Source organism: Rhizorhabdus antheiae (assembly GCF_049889055.1).
In the GTDB taxonomy this organism is placed as follows: Bacteria; Pseudomonadota; Alphaproteobacteria; order Sphingomonadales; family Sphingomonadaceae; genus Rhizorhabdus.
The window spans coordinates 47,109-60,694 of record NZ_JBLTWO010000014.1 but is presented as its reverse complement, the minus strand read 5'-3'; the positions used below and the strand labels follow the sequence as shown (position 1 = coordinate 60,694).

12 protein-coding genes are annotated in these 13,586 nt (G+C 67.1%); all 12 read right to left on the bottom strand.

Going from position 1 to position 13,586, the window contains the following annotated elements; all coding sequences use genetic code 11:
- Positions 1-156: 156 nt before the first annotated feature.
- From hemA to bchB, 12 genes are read right to left on the bottom strand one after another with little or no spacing between them, the layout of a single operon-like run.
- Positions 157-1,380, bottom strand: a complete 1,224-nt coding sequence (gene hemA / locus ACNI3R_RS19210) for a 5-aminolevulinate synthase (RefSeq protein ID WP_426186417.1) — start codon at positions 1,378-1,380, stop codon at positions 157-159.
- Positions 1,377-2,147: a putative photosynthetic complex assembly protein PuhE gene (puhE, locus tag ACNI3R_RS19205; protein WP_426186414.1), complete on the bottom strand. Its 771-nt coding sequence runs from the start codon at positions 2,145-2,147 to the stop codon at positions 1,377-1,379. The genes hemA and puhE overlap by 4 nt, the downstream gene beginning before the upstream one ends.
- Positions 2,144-3,190, bottom strand: coding sequence for a magnesium-protoporphyrin IX monomethyl ester (oxidative) cyclase (gene acsF / locus ACNI3R_RS19200; RefSeq protein ID WP_426186492.1), 1,047 nt, complete (start codon positions 3,188-3,190; stop codon positions 2,144-2,146). Before acsF ends, puhE begins: the two co-directional genes overlap by 4 nt.
- Before the next feature lie 59 nt (positions 3,191-3,249).
- Entirely contained in the window at positions 3,250-3,534 is a 285-nt protein-coding gene (locus ACNI3R_RS19195) for a hypothetical protein (RefSeq protein ID WP_165322648.1), read from the bottom strand.
- Positions 3,531-3,998, bottom strand: a complete 468-nt coding sequence (puhC, locus tag ACNI3R_RS19190) for a photosynthetic complex assembly protein PuhC (protein WP_426186410.1) — start codon at positions 3,996-3,998, stop codon at positions 3,531-3,533. Before puhC ends, ACNI3R_RS19195 begins: the two co-directional genes overlap by 4 nt.
- Positions 3,995-4,612: a photosynthetic complex putative assembly protein PuhB gene (gene puhB / locus ACNI3R_RS19185; RefSeq protein ID WP_426186407.1), complete on the bottom strand. Its 618-nt coding sequence runs from the start codon at positions 4,610-4,612 to the stop codon at positions 3,995-3,997. The genes puhC and puhB overlap by 4 nt, the downstream gene beginning before the upstream one ends.
- Positions 4,609-5,367 (bottom strand): photosynthetic reaction center subunit H, encoded by a 759-nt coding sequence (gene puhA / locus ACNI3R_RS19180; protein WP_426186404.1) that lies wholly within the window; start codon positions 5,365-5,367, stop codon positions 4,609-4,611. Before puhA ends, puhB begins: the two co-directional genes overlap by 4 nt.
- 11 nt (positions 5,368-5,378) lie before the next feature.
- Positions 5,379-6,812 (bottom strand): BCD family MFS transporter, encoded by a 1,434-nt coding sequence (locus tag ACNI3R_RS19175; protein WP_426186401.1) that lies wholly within the window; start codon positions 6,810-6,812, stop codon positions 5,379-5,381.
- Positions 6,809-7,507, bottom strand: coding sequence for a magnesium protoporphyrin IX methyltransferase (gene bchM, locus ACNI3R_RS19170; RefSeq protein WP_426186398.1), 699 nt, complete (start codon positions 7,505-7,507; stop codon positions 6,809-6,811). Before bchM ends, ACNI3R_RS19175 begins: the two co-directional genes overlap by 4 nt.
- Positions 7,507-8,397, bottom strand: coding sequence for a ferredoxin:protochlorophyllide reductase (ATP-dependent) iron-sulfur ATP-binding protein (bchL, locus tag ACNI3R_RS19165; protein ID WP_426186489.1), 891 nt, complete (start codon positions 8,395-8,397; stop codon positions 7,507-7,509). Before bchL ends, bchM begins: the two co-directional genes overlap by 1 nt.
- An 11-nt stretch (positions 8,398-8,408) precedes the next feature.
- The gene (locus ACNI3R_RS19160) at positions 8,409-11,954 is read right to left on the bottom strand and encodes a magnesium chelatase subunit H (protein ID WP_426186395.1); all 3,546 of its coding nucleotides are present in this window, start codon (positions 11,952-11,954) and stop codon (positions 8,409-8,411) included.
- On the bottom strand, positions 11,944-13,491 hold the full coding sequence (gene bchB / locus ACNI3R_RS19155; protein WP_426186392.1) for a ferredoxin:protochlorophyllide reductase (ATP-dependent) subunit B: 1,548 nt from the start codon (positions 13,489-13,491) through the stop codon (positions 11,944-11,946). Before bchB ends, ACNI3R_RS19160 begins: the two co-directional genes overlap by 11 nt.
- Between the last annotated feature and the right edge of the window lie 95 nt (positions 13,492-13,586).

Genomic DNA, 13,586 nt, shown 5'->3' with positions numbered 1-13,586 from the left:
GGATGGTTGAACCGACGCATGCAGACCGCGACGATTTTCACAACCGATGGAATATCCCTGAAGCGAACCGACCTCGAGTATAGTTCAGATGAGCCTTGCGAGATAGGGCAGGACTAGCAGCGCCGCCGCCGGCTCCCGCCAGCGGCGCGCTCTTCGTCAGGCCGCCATTTCCCGGCGCGCCAGGGCGCATTGCGACCAGATTTCGCTGAGTGCCGTCACCAGCCGGTCGACGTCGCCGTCGGTGTGGACCGGCGACGGGGTGATGCGCAGCCGCTCGGTGCCTTTGGGCACGGTCGGATAGTTGATCGGCTGCACATAGATGCCGTGCTTGTCCATCAGCCAGTCGCTGATCATCTTGGCGTGGTGCGCGTCGCCGACCATCACCGGGATGATGTGGCTGGGATTGGGCAGATGCGGGATGCCGAGCGCGTCGAGGCGCTCGCGCACCATCTTCACCCGGTTCTGGTGCCGCACTCGCTCGACCTGGCTCTCCTTGAGGTGCCGGATCGAGGCGGCCGCACCGGCGGCGACGGCGGGCGGCAGCGAGGTCGAGAAGATGAAGCCGCTCGCAAAGCTGCGGACGAAATCGCAGAGATTCTTGGACGCGGTAATATAGCCGCCCATCACTCCGAAAGCCTTGCCGAGCGTGCCTTCGATCACGTCGATCCGGTCCATCAGCCCTTCGCGCTCGGCGACGCCGCCGCCGCGCGGGCCATAGAGGCCGACGCCATGGACTTCGTCGATATAGCTGAGCGCGCCGTGCTTCTCGCAGACTTCGATGATCTCGCGGATCGGGGCGATGTCGCCGTCCATCGAATAGACGCTCTCGAACGCGACCAGCTTGGCGCGGCCCGGTTCGACCTGGGAGAGGAGCTCGTCGAGATGCGCGACGTCATTGTGGCGGAAGCGGAGGCATTCGGCTCGGCTGTGGCGGATGCCTTCGATCATGCTGGCATGGTTGAGCGCGTCCGACAGCACCACGCAATTGGGGAGGCGCGAGGCGAGGGTGGAGAGGGCCGCCCAGTTGGACACATAGCCGGAGGTGAAGATCAGCGCGGCTTCCTTGCCGTGCAGATCGGCGAGCTCGCTCTCGAGCAGCACATGCTGGTGGTTGGTGCCGGAGATGTTGCGCGTGCCGCCGGCGCCGGCGCCGCAGCGATCGAGCGTCTCGTGCATCGCGGTGAGCACCTTCGGATGCTGGCCCATGCCGAGATAGTCGTTCGAGCACCAGACGGTGACGTCCTCGACCTGGCCGTCCTCGGTCCAGCGGCTGGCGCGGGGAAAGTTGCCGGCCTGACGCTCGATCTCGGCGAAGATGCGGTAATTTCCGGCCTCGCGCAGAGTGTCGAGCTGTTCGGCGAACAGGTTGTCGTAGTTCATTGCCCTCTCCCCAGAAAATCGATTTTGGCGGGCTTAGCCCAGCTGAACAATTTGGCGTCGCGCATCGGCAGCACCAGAAACAGATGTTCGACCACCCCGAGAGCCGCGAGGCCCGCGAGCAGGGTCGCGCTTGCCGCCGCGCCGTCGGCCGACCCTTCGGCGACGGTCCAGGCCCAGACGGCCAGGCCGATGCTGCCCATGATCGAGAATGGGAACAGCGCGTTCATGCGACGCTTGCGAAAATAGGTCTTGAGGTAGGCGAGGTGCTCCGGAAACACCTCGTCGCTCAGGTTCGGCACGCCGAAATAGAGATTGAACTTGGCCGACAGCCGGAGAACGAACAGCAGCGCGAAGGTCAGCGGTGCGGCCTGATTGGGCTGCCCCCAGGTCAGCGCGAACAGCGCCAGCGCCGTCGCGGCGATAGCCAGTTCATGGTGGATGACGGTCGCCGTCGCAGCCTTGAAGCGCGCCCAGCCGGACAGTCCGGGCGGGCAGGATGCGCGGTTGGGACCGGCCACCTCGCCCATCAGGAAGCTCATCTCATGCCAGCCCCAGATGGCGATCGCCGCGCCGAAGCCGACATAGGCGCCGTCCACGGTCGTGCTGCCCGCATATGTCCACACCAGGCCCATCGCCGCGATCGCCACCACCCCCGCCAGCGACAGGCTGGTGCGGAAGGTGTCGCGCGGGCGGCTGTCGAGCCAGACGACCGTGGCGGTGCCGATGAACCACATCAGCAGCGCGAAGAGGAGCGGCGGCAGTGTCACCAGGCCGGGACCATCCGCACGCGTGCGGGAAGTGCATTGGGCTCGGCGCGCTGGAAGAAGAGCCGCACGAAGGTCAGGCCCGCCGAGGCCATGGTGCCGAGCCGGCGCGCCTTGTTGAGGATACCGGGCTTGCCGCGCAGCGTGTCCATATGCCGCGAGATGCGCAGCAGATCCTCCATGCGGGCGCGGAACTGCGGCGTGTCGGTGTCGATCGTGATCGGGAAGGCCTGGCGGCTGATCTCGGTCGTCAGGCGGAACACGCTATAGTCATAGTCGGTGATATCCATCCCGAACGCCTCGTACAGCGCCGGACGGGTGTGATCGCGCACATACATCGTCGCATAGACCGACAGGATGAAGAAGCGGATCCACAGGCGGTTGATGCCCTGGGTCATCTTCGGGTCGGCGCGGATCAGCAGCGCCAGCGCCTCGCCATGGCGGAACTCGTCGTTGCACCAGCTCTCGAACCATTCGAAGATCGGGTGAAAGCGCTGCTCCGGATGCTTTTCGAGGTGGCGGAAAATCCGGATGTAGCGCGCATAGCCGATCTTCTCGGACAGATAGGTCGCGTAGATGATGAACTTGGGCTGGAAATAGGTGTATTTCTTGGCCTTGCTCAGGAAGGACAGGTCGATCCCGATCCCGGCGTCCTTCAGGCTGTCGTTGATGAAGCCCGCATGCCGGCTTTCGTCGCGCGCGAGGAACTTCATCAGCCGCTTCATGTCGGGGTTCTTCGTGCGCTTCGCGATCTCGGCGTAGAGCAGACAGCCCGAAAATTCGGAGGTCATCGACGAAATCAGGAAGTCGATGAAGTCGCGGCGCAATTCCGGCGGCATCCGCTCGATCACGCCGTCGAAGGATGAATCCTTCTTGAAATGGGTCTTGTTGGGATCCGATTCCATCTCGGCCATGAGCCCGTCCCACTCGGCGCGCACGCGCGAGACGTCGATCGCGTCGAGCGCCTTGAAGTCGGTGGTGTAGAAGCGCGGGCTGAGCACCGTCTCGTTCGACACCTCGCGCTTCAGTTCCTCCACGCTCGGCATCGGCAGATCGTGCTGCGGCGCCGGGACGACAGGCGCTGCCGATTTGAGGGCCATGGTGCTCATCGATGATCTCCCGGCGAGAAGCCAATTTCATATAATTCGGTCAGCGCCAGCCGCGCCTTGATGCGGGTCAAGGCCCGCTCCCAAGGCCGCGCGCGCGTTACCGTCGCGGTGCGCCGCTCGGTCAGCGATCCGCCGAAGGGGACGATGATGCGCGCGCCATGGACGATCACGCGGTCGCCCGCATCGAGTTGGACATCGCTGTCGAGCGTCACATGGGCATGGAGATGCTCGAAGCTGTGCGCCACCTCGACGGTGCAGCCGATGTCGAACCGGCGGCTCATTTGAGCAGCGCCGCGAAGGTTGCGCGATTGGTCGCGCCGAAGCTCGAAAGTTCGATCGTGCGCCCGGTGGCGGTGTCGGTCAGCGACAACTGCCCGTTCGCCCAGGCGGTCAGGCGGAACGGGGGCTCCGCGCCGATGCCGCGCATATGGCGGTCGCGGGCCAGCCCGCGCATCACGCCGCGGGTGAAGCCGGTCTGTTCGCCGGGGGCGATCACCGAAGCGGTCCGTCCTGTGCGGACGTCGTCGATCACCACAGCGCCGTCGGCGCGGTCGCTGAATCGCAACACACGCTCGGCGAGCGGCGCGACCTTCTGCTCTGCGCGCTCGGCGACCGGCGAGGCGGCCGGCGGCATGCCGGTGATCCGCACCAGGGTCGTTGCCGTCAGCGCGAACGCCACCATGGCGCCCGCGATGACCAGCGTGCCGCGCGGCAGCATATTGGCGTGATCATGTGCGGTGCTCATGCGACCTGCGCCATGGCCGGCATCGGCTGCGTCTGAACCTCGACGGCCGCAATCTGCCCGCCGGGATTGGCCGCGAGGCAGGCCCGCGCGACCAGCGCCGCGACATTCGCCGCATCGGGTATCGCGCGCAGCATCGGCCGGGGCGTGCCGACCGTCCAGGGGCGGACATGCGGCCAGAAGGCGAGATAGCCCATGCGCGGGCTGCCCAGCAGGGTCAGCGGCAGATCGCCGGTGCCGTCAGGGCGGCAGGCGAGGTCGACCGAGGCGATCTGGCTGAGCGGCAGGTTGATGCACTTGGGTACTGCGACGCCGATGCGGAACACGATGCGCCGGTTGGTGAGCGTGTACAGCGTCGTCCGTGCCGAAGCGCGGGCGAGCAGATGGAGCAGGCCCAGCGCAACGCTGCCGAGAGCGGCTGTCATCACGACACCGGTGATGCTTCCGAAAGCCAGCGAGACGGCGATGAGCAGGCCGAAATAGCCAGCGATCCCCCGCGTGTGAAAAGCAGATCGAGCCAGAACGCGCCACTCGGGCGAACCTTGCCACAATATCCGCTCGCCCGGCGGCAGCTGTCCCGGCAGGCCGGGGATCGGCTCGATCTCATGCTCGGTCATATGATCGGCTCCTGACGGCCGGCATTGGCGTAGAGATAGCCACCGCCATAATAGGAGGCGACGCGCTCCTCCTCGTAGAGGGTGATCTGGTCGGCGGCGGAGAGGCGGGGCACGCCCGCGAACTGCGCAGCGTTGATCGCGTCGATCACGACACAGCGCTGCCGGCGGTTGACCTTCGCCATCATCATCGGCGCCAGGATGCCGTCTTCCAGCTGGATATAGCGGACCAGACGATCGGCGGTGTCGATCCACAGGTCGGTGACATGGCCTGCGACCGCGCCGTCGGCACCGATCACCGGCCAGCCACTCAGGTCCGAATCCTCGCGCGCGATGCTGAAGCCATTGGCCTTGCTGAGCGGCAGGATGCGCGGATGGCCCTCCATGTCGAGATCGGGGTGCTTGGCGCGCTCGGCCCAGGCGGCCGGGCCGATGCCGTCGGCGAGCGGATTGCCGGTGGGCTCGTATGGCGCGCCGGCGAAGCGGTCGGTGCGACGCGCGGCGATGTCCACCGGCTCGCGGCCCTTGGTCGGCGCCGTGACGAAGCCGTGGCCGAAGGGCAGGCGGAACGCCTTGGTCGAGGCGGTGCTGAGCGGGCCGCCGGGCGTTTCGACCCGACCGGTGAACTCATCCTCGAGCGGATAGCCTTCGCGCCGGTCTTCGCGGCGCAGGTAGAAGACCAGGCAGACGAAGAAGAGGACGAACGACCAGAAGACCAATAGGGCTACATCGATGCCGGGCGTGAGTTCCAGGTTCATGGCAGGACCTTTCAGATCGGAAATTCGCTGAGGCCGAAGCCGCGGGTTGAGGACGGGGTGGATCGATAATTGCGGACGAGCGGTCCGAGTGCGACCAGTGCCGCGACGAGAAGCAGGATCTCGATGGCGTAGACCAGTGCATAGCCTGTCGTCGGCGCGGCCAGCGTCGCGCCGAAGCGGTTTTCGACCGCCGCAGACGACACCGCGTCGCGGACGATCGCGCCGATCGCGATGGCGAGGCCTGCGGCCGTCGCCTGCACCGCGCCCCAGGCGCCCAGCGCCAGGCCGGTCCGCTCCGCATCGCTCAGCGCCATCGCCGCCGTCAGCGTGCCGACAGAGAACAGCCCAGCGCCGACCCCGATGAAGGTCGCGCCGATACCCAGAAGCACCGGCAAGTGGAGCGGTCCTGCGAAGATGACGCAAAGGAAGGCGCCGATGCCTGCCACGCTGCCGAACCCGGCCAGCCGGTGCGGGTCGGCTCCGGCGGAGAGCGCGCGGGCGGCATAAGTGAAACCGGCGAGCATGCCGACCGCCCAGAGCGCGGTGAGCGACGTCGTCGCCCCGACCGAGAGGCCCAGGATCTGCCCGCCATAAGGCTCGAGCAGCACGTCCTGCATGCTGAATGCCGCAGCGCCCAGCCCGACGGCGACCAGCAGTCGCCGCGTCCGCGCACTGGCGATGAACGGGGCCCAGACCGCACCAAAGGCAGGGCGCGGCACCGCCGGCACGGTCGAGCGCGGCATGCGGGCTTCCTGCTTCCACAGCGCGACGACGTTGAGCACCATCGTCAGCATCGCCGCACCCTGGACGATCTGGACCAGCTTGGTCGGTGTGAAGTCCGCCAGCAGACGGCCGATGACGAGCGCGCTGACCAATGTGCCGACGAGCAGCATGACATAGAGCAAAGCGACCACGCGCGGCCGGCTATCTTCGGTGGCGAGGTCGGTCGCAAGTGCAAGGCCTGCAGTCTGCGTCGTATGCATCCCCGCGCCCACCAGCAGGAAGGCCAGGGCGGCACCGATCTGCCCGACGATCGCGGGCCCCGTTCCGCCGCCGGTCATCACCAGCAGCCCGAATGGCAGCAACGCCAGCCCGCCGAACTGCAGAAGCGTCCCGAACCAGATATAGGGTACCCGCTTCCAGCCGAGCACCGAACGGTGCGTGTCGGAGCGGAAGCCGATCAGCGCGCGCAGTGGTGCGAACAGCAACGGCAGAGAAACCATGGCAGCGACGATCGACGCCGACATGCCGAGCTCGACGATCATCACCCGGTTGAGCGTACCGGTCAGCAGTACCGCGGCCATGCCGACCGACATCTGGAACAGCGACAGCCGCAGCAGGCGGCCGAGCGGGAGGTCGGCCGTCGCGGCATCGGCAAAGGGCAGGAACCGCGTACCCACGCGGTTCCAGAACGCACCGTTCCGCAAGGCGGCCACGCGGCTCATCCCGGCAGCACCTCCAGCGCATGGCTGGTGTAGAAGCCGCTGCCTATGCGCTCGCTGCGGCCGATCCGGGCAGACGGCATCGCGCCGCCGATCAACGTGTGCAGCAGCCGCTCGCGCACCGGCTCGATCGCCGGCGCGCGGTCGCCGCGCGGGAACAGCTTGCCGATCGCGTGCATGACGACGAGCGGCCGCGTCGACGGCGCGAAGGTGAACAGCAGCGATCCGTCGGTGCGCTCCGCCAGACCCGACAGCACGTCGACGATATCGAACGCGCGGTAATGGATCAGCGAGTCCATCGCCACGATATGGTCGAAGCGGCCAAGCGCGGGATCGAGCAGATCGCCGACCCGCCAGTCGATCTTCAGGCCCTGCGGCGTACGATGATGGGCGACCTCGACCAGGCTGCGCGCCACGTCGATCGCCACCACCGATGCCCCGCGCCGTGCGGCTTCGACCGCCAGCGCGCCGGTGCCGCAGCCCGCGTCAAGCAGCCGGAGCCCTTTCATGTCGGCCGGCAGCCACGACAGCAGGGTGTCGCGCATCCGGTTGCGGCCTGCACGAACGGTAGCGCGGATGCCGCTGACCGGTGCGTCCGATGTCAGTTGCTCCCAGGTCTTCGACGCGGTGCGATCGAAATAGGTTTCGAGCGACGTGCGGCGATCCGAATAGGAGGAGGAGGGCGCAGCGCTGGCCATCACTCGAACCCCAGGAATTCGAAGATGTCGCGATCCTTCATCGGCTCGGCATCGAGCGGGTCGACACCGGCCCACAGCATCGCTGCCAGCCGCTTATATTCATCGCAGGCCGCCGCGACCTCGGGCGTCTGCTCCATCTCGAACAGGGTGCATTTCTTGAGACGCGAGCGCCGGATGGCGTCGAGATCGGGGAAATGCGCGAGGCGCTTCAGACCGGTGGCGTCGTTGAAACGGTCGATCTCGTCGGTCGCGGCAGAGCGGTTGGCGATGACGCCCGCCATGCGCACGTCATAGTTTTTCGACTTGGCTTTGATGGCGGCGACGATGCGATTCATCGCGAAAATGCTGTCGAAATCGTTCGACGCCACGACCACGGCGCGCTCGGCATGCTGGAGCGGGGCGGCGAAGCCCCCACACACCACGTCGCCCAGAACGTCGAACAGGACGACGTCGGTGTCCTCTAGCAGGTGGTGCTGCTTGAGCAGCTTCACCGTCTGGCCGACGACATAGCCGCCGCAGCCCGTGCCTGCAGGCGGTCCGCCAGCCTCGACGCACATGACGCCGTTATAGCCTTCGAACATATAATCCTCGGGGCGCAACTCCTCGCTGTGGAATTCGACGGTCTCGAGCACGTCGATGACGGTCGGCATCAGCTTCTTGGTCAGCGTGAAGGTGCTGTCATGCTTGGGATCGCAGCCGATCTGGAGCACACGCTTGCCGAGCAGCGAGAACGCGGCAGACAAGTTCGACGAGGTGGTCGACTTGCCGATCCCACCCTTGCCATAGACGGCGAACACCTTGGCGGTGCCGATCCGGTCATTGGGGTCGAGCGCGACCTGGAGCGAGCCTTCGCCATCCAGTTTCTTCGCAGGGGGATCGAACAGGGCCATCATCAATTTCCTTATGCCGCCACGGGGGTGACGCCTTCGAGGCGGTCTTCGAGTTCGTCGCTGGCCGCCTGAAGCGCGGCGAGAGTTTCCGGATCGGGCATCCAAAACTGGCGTTCGCTGGCCTCGATCAGGCGGTTGGCCACGCGGGCCGAGGCTTTCGGATTGAGCGCAGCGAGGCGCTCGCGCATTGCCGGATCGAGGACATAGGTTTCGCTGATGCGCTGGTAGATCCAGGGCGCGACCTGTCCCGTGGTGGCCGACCAGCCCATGGTGTTGGTCACGTGGCTCTCGATGTTCCGCACGCCTTCGAAGCCGTGCTTGAGTTGCCCTTCGTACCACAGCGGGTTGAGCATCCGCGTCCGCGTCTCGAGATCGACCTGCTCGGCGAGCGTGCGGACCTTGGTCGGCCCTTGCGTCGCGTCGACGATGTAGATCGGAGCGGGGCTGCCCTTGGCGCGCGTGATCGAGCGGCTGATCCCGCCCAGCGCATCGACATAATGGTCGATGTCGGTGACACCCAGTTCGACCGAGTCGAGATTCTGGTAAGCGAGTTCGACCGTCGCCAGCGCGGACTTGAACAGTTCCGCCTGACGCGCCGGCTTGCCATCGGGGCCATAGGCATAGCCCTTCTGGCGCTCGAACACTTCGGCGATCTCGTCGGGATCGGTCCATGCACCGTCGTCGATCAGCATGTTGACGTTGGCGCCGTACGAACCTTCGGCGTTGGAGAAGACCCGCAACGCCGCCGTCTGGAGGTCGCAGCTGTGCCGGTCGGCATGCGCAAGGCTGTGCTTGCGAACGAAATTCTGCGTCAGCGGTTCGTCGGCCGAGGCGGCGAGCCAGGCGGCCTCGGCGATCATGCGCGTCTGGAGGGGCAGAAGATCGCGGAAGATGCCCGACAGGGTCACGACCACGTCGATGCGCGGGCGGCCGAGTTCCGCCAGCGGCACCAGCTCTGCCCCGGCAAGCCGGCCATAGCCGTCGAACCGCGGGCGCGCGCCGATCAGCGTCATCGCCTGCGCGATCTGCACGCCTTCGGACTTGAGGTTGTCGGTGCCCCACAGCACCATTGCCAGCGTCTCGGGCAGCGCACCGTCGGCGCCATGCCGAGCGAGCAGCGCATCCGCCTGCCGCTTGCCCTCGGCCATCGCATAGGCGCCGGGGATGCGGAAGGGATCGAAGCCGTGGATGTTGCGCCCGGTCGGCAGCACCTTGGGGTTGCGCAGCACGTCGCCGCCCGGTGCCGGCCGGACGAAGCCGCCGTCGAGCGCATGGACCAGCGCGTCGAGTTCGCCATTATGCTCCGGCAGCTCGGCACCGGCTGCGATCATCTCGGCGCGTTGAGCCTCGGGGATCGGCTGGCCCAGGACGTGCAGGCCGTGCGGGATCAACTCACGCTCGATCTCGTAGATGCGGCTCGAAAGCACCGCGATGTCGCTGGCATCGAGGTCGAGCAACTCCGCCGATGCCGCGATCATCGGCTCCAGTGCGGCGCGCTCCTCGATCGACGGCGATGAGCGCCAGCGCTCGATCAGCGCCTTGAGGTCGGTAAGGCCCTTGTAGAGCCCCGACTGCGCAAGGGCGGGCGTCAGATAGCTGAGCAAGGTTGCGCCGGAGCGGCGCTTCGCAATCAGGCCTTCGGACGGGTTGTTTGCGGCGTAAAGATAGATGTTGGGCAGATCGCCGATCAGCCGCTCCGGCCAGCAATCGCCGCTCAGCCCGGCCTGCTTGCCGGGCATGAACTCCAGCGCGCCATGGGTGCCGAAATGGAGCACGGCGTCCGCACTGAAATCCTCGCGCAGCCAGCGATAGAAGGCGCTGAACGCGTGGGTCGGCGTGAAGCGGCCCTCGAACAGCAGCCGCATCGGATCGCCTTCATAGCCGAAGGCGGGCTGGATGCCGACGAAGACGCTGCCGAATTGCGCGCCCAGCACATGAATGGTGCCGCCGTCGCTCTGCTGCTTGCCGGGCGCGGGCCCCCATTGGGCCTCTATCGCTGCCAGATGCGGCTCGCGGCGCACATGGTCGTCGGTCTGGATCCGCGCATGGACATTGGCGTCTGCGCCGTAACGGGCGGCATTGCCCTTGAGCACCGCGTCGCGCAGCGCATCGACATCGGCGGGGACAGCGACGTCATAGCCTTCGCCAGCCAGGCGGGTCAGCGTTGCATGAAGCGATTCCCAGACCGCGAGATGCGCCGCCGTGCCGGTCGCACCGGCGTTGGGCGGGAAGTTGAACAGCACGATCGCGAGCTTGCGCGCCGCGCGCTCGGAGCGGCGCAGCGCTGCCAGCTTCGCGACCTTGCCCGCCAGCGCCTCGGCGCGTTCGGGGCAGGACTGCATCTCGCGTGTCAGCGCCGCAGCGGGGAAGGTGCAGCCGCGCCCGCAACCGGTGCAGGGCGCGCCCGATCCGTCCGCCCGCCCGCCGAACACGCTCGGCAGGATCGCGCCGTCGATCTCGGGGATCGCGACCATCATCGTCGCCTCGATCGGCAGCAAACCCTGGCGGCTGGCGCCCCATTGCTGGAGTGACTGGAATTCGATCGGGTGCGCCGCGACATAGGGCACGTCGAGCGCGGCCAGCATCGCCTCCGCCGCCGCCGCATCGTTGTAGGCGGGGCCGCCGACCAGGCTGAAGCCGGTGAGCGATACGACCGCATCGACCGTCGCGCGTCCGTCGGCAATGAAGAAGCGCTCGATCGCGGCGCGGGAGTCGAGCCCGCTCGCGAAGGCGGGGATCACGCGCAGCCCGCGCGCTTCCATCGCCGCGATGACGCCGTCATAATGGCCAGTGTCGCGGCTGAGCAGATAGGAGCGCAGCATCAGCAGGCCGACCGTGCCGTTCCTCGCCTTGGCTGCGGGCAGCGCCTCGATCCGGTCAGTCATCCGCTCGGCAAGCCGGGGATGATACAACCCGACATCGGGATAGTCGCGGGGGCTTTCGGCGCGCGTCGCGTGACCAGCGTAGCGATGGGCCAGCGCGCGGACCATGCCGACGACATTGTCGTCGGACCCGGCGAGCCAATATTGCAGCGTCAGGAAATAGGCGCGGACATCCTGCGCGGTGCCGGGAATGAAGCGCAGCATCTTGGGCAGGCGGCGCAGCATCTTCATCTGCCCCGCGCCTGACGAGCCGCCCGACTTGGACGACCCGCGCAGCCGCTTGAGCAGCGCGAGCGGCCCCTTTGCGGGCTTGTCCATGCGATAATCGCCCAGCCGGGTCAGTTTCACGACCTCGGCGCCCGACATCAGGCCCACCATCGCCGCGCAGGTCTCGCGCCGTGCTGCGAGTGCGGGCAGGACGGCGCGGATATGATCGTCGAGAAACAGCATCGACGCGATGATGATGTCGCCGCGCGCGATGTCGGCGAGGCAGGCAGTGAGGCGGGTTGGATCGCGGTCCCAGTCGGCGGCGGCGTGGAAGCCGATCGTGATGTCGGCCCCGTCTGCGGCGAACCGCGCTGCTGCGCGCTCGGCGGCGCCCGACAGATGATTGTCGAGCGTGACGATCACGACCCGGAGAGGGGTCTGGCGAGGAGGAGCGCTATTAGCGGGCATAATGCGCCTTCGCGTCATACAGCGTGTCGAGGGTGATCGTGGCGAGGCCGCGCTCGGCTGCGAATTTCTCGGTGTTCCGCCGCGCCTTGCCGCGGACGAAGAAGGGGATCTTGAGCAGTTCGCGCTCGGCCTCGGCGGCCCAGCCCCCGACCGCGTCGACCAATGGCTCGAGCGCGGCTTCGGCGCGCGGCTCGGACACGGCCACTGCGGGGGCGCCGTGGCCCAGATGGCTTGCGCCATGCGCATCGGAAAATTCGAAATCTTCCCGGAACATCGTCAGCAGATGCTCCTCAAGCCCCATCACCAGCGGGTGGACCCAGGTGTCGAACAGCACGTTCGCGCCCTCGAACCCCATTTGCGGGCTGTAGCGCGCGGGGAAATCCTGGACATGGACCGGCGCGGAGATCACGGCGCAGGGAATGCGCAGGCGCTTGGCGATGTGCCGCTCCATCTGCGTACCAAGAACCAGCTCGGGCTGGATCGCCTGGATCGCGTCCTCGACGGCGAGATAATCGTCGGTGATCAGCGGCTCGACGCCGTAGCGTGCCGCCGCCTCGCGCAGGTCGCGGGCGAATTCGCGATTGTAGCAGCCGAGCCCGACGACTTCGAAGCCGAGTTCGTCGCGCGCCACACGGGCGGCGGCGATGGCGTGGGTCGCGTCGCCGAAGATGAAGACGCGCTTGCCGGTCAGATAGGTCGAGTCGACCGAACGGCTCCACCAGGGCATATTCGACGTGTCGAGCGCGGCTGCCGGGTCGATGCCCGCAAGGGCTGCGACCTCGGCGATGAAGTCGCGGGTGGCGCCGTAGCCGATCGGCACGGTCCGCACCGTCTTCTGCGCATAGGTGCGCTCGAGCCAGCGGCAGGTAGTATCGGCGATCTCTGGGTAGAGGCAGATATTGAAATCCGCGTCCGCCAGCCGCGCGAGGTCGGCGGGCGTCGCACCCAGCGGAGCCACGACGTTCACGTCGATGCCGAGCGTGCCGAGCAACCGGCTGATCTCGATCACATCGTCGCGGTGGCGAAAGCCGAGTGCGGTCGGTCCGAGGATATTGGCCGACGGCTTTGCCCCATCCACTCGCGTCGCCTTCGTCACGCCCGCGCACATCCGGCGTACGAGCTGATAGAAGGTCTCGGCCGCGCCCCAATTCTCCTTGCGCTGATAGCTCGGCAGTTCGAGCGCCACGACCGGGCAGGGCAGGCGCATCGCCTCGGCGAGTCCCGAAGGATCGTCCTGGATGAGCTCGGCGGTGCAGGATGCGCCGACCAGCATCGCCTGCGGCTGGAACCGCGCATAGGCATCGCGCGCCGCCTGCTGAAACAGTTCGGCGGTGTCCTTGCCAAGGTCGCGTGCCTGGAAGGTGGTGTAGGTGACCGGCGGGCGCTTGCCGCGCCGTTCGATCATCGTGAACAGCAGGTCGGCATAGGTGTCGCCCTGCGGTGCGTGGAGGACGTAATGGACGCCCTGCATCGCGGTCGCAATCCGCATCGCGCCGACATGGGGCGGGCCCTCATAGGTCCATACGGTCAGTTGCATAGGCCGCCCTCCAACCCGTTCGCTTCGAGCGCCGCCGAGCAGCGCCGATCAGCCGCTGAGGGCCGCTTCTCAACGGCGCGCGAAGCGAACGGAGG

Coding starts and splice junctions, on each gene's coding strand:
- hemA (WP_426186417.1), bottom strand. CDS start 1,380: ATGAACTACGACAACCTGTTCGCCGAACAGCTCGACACTCTGCGCGAG.
- acsF (WP_426186492.1), bottom strand. CDS start 3,190: ATGCCGAGCGTGGAGGAACTGAAGCGCGAGGTGTCGAACGAGACGGTG.
- ACNI3R_RS19195 (WP_165322648.1), bottom strand. CDS start 3,534: ATGAGCCGCCGGTTCGACATCGGCTGCACCGTCGAGGTGGCGCACAGC.
- puhC (WP_426186410.1), bottom strand. CDS start 3,998: ATGAGCACCGCACATGATCACGCCAATATGCTGCCGCGCGGCACGCTG.
- puhB (WP_426186407.1), bottom strand. CDS start 4,612: ATGACCGAGCATGAGATCGAGCCGATCCCCGGCCTGCCGGGACAGCTG.
- puhA (WP_426186404.1), bottom strand. CDS start 5,367: ATGAACCTGGAACTCACGCCCGGCATCGATGTAGCCCTATTGGTCTTC.
- ACNI3R_RS19175 (WP_426186401.1), bottom strand. CDS start 6,812: ATGAGCCGCGTGGCCGCCTTGCGGAACGGTGCGTTCTGGAACCGCGTG.
- bchM (WP_426186398.1), bottom strand. CDS start 7,507: ATGGCCAGCGCTGCGCCCTCCTCCTCCTATTCGGATCGCCGCACGTCG.
- bchL (WP_426186489.1), bottom strand. CDS start 8,397: ATGGCCCTGTTCGATCCCCCTGCGAAGAAACTGGATGGCGAAGGCTCG.
- ACNI3R_RS19160 (WP_426186395.1), bottom strand. CDS start 11,954: ATGCCCGCTAATAGCGCTCCTCCTCGCCAGACCCCTCTCCGGGTCGTG.
- bchB (WP_426186392.1), bottom strand. CDS start 13,491: ATGCAACTGACCGTATGGACCTATGAGGGCCCGCCCCATGTCGGCGCG.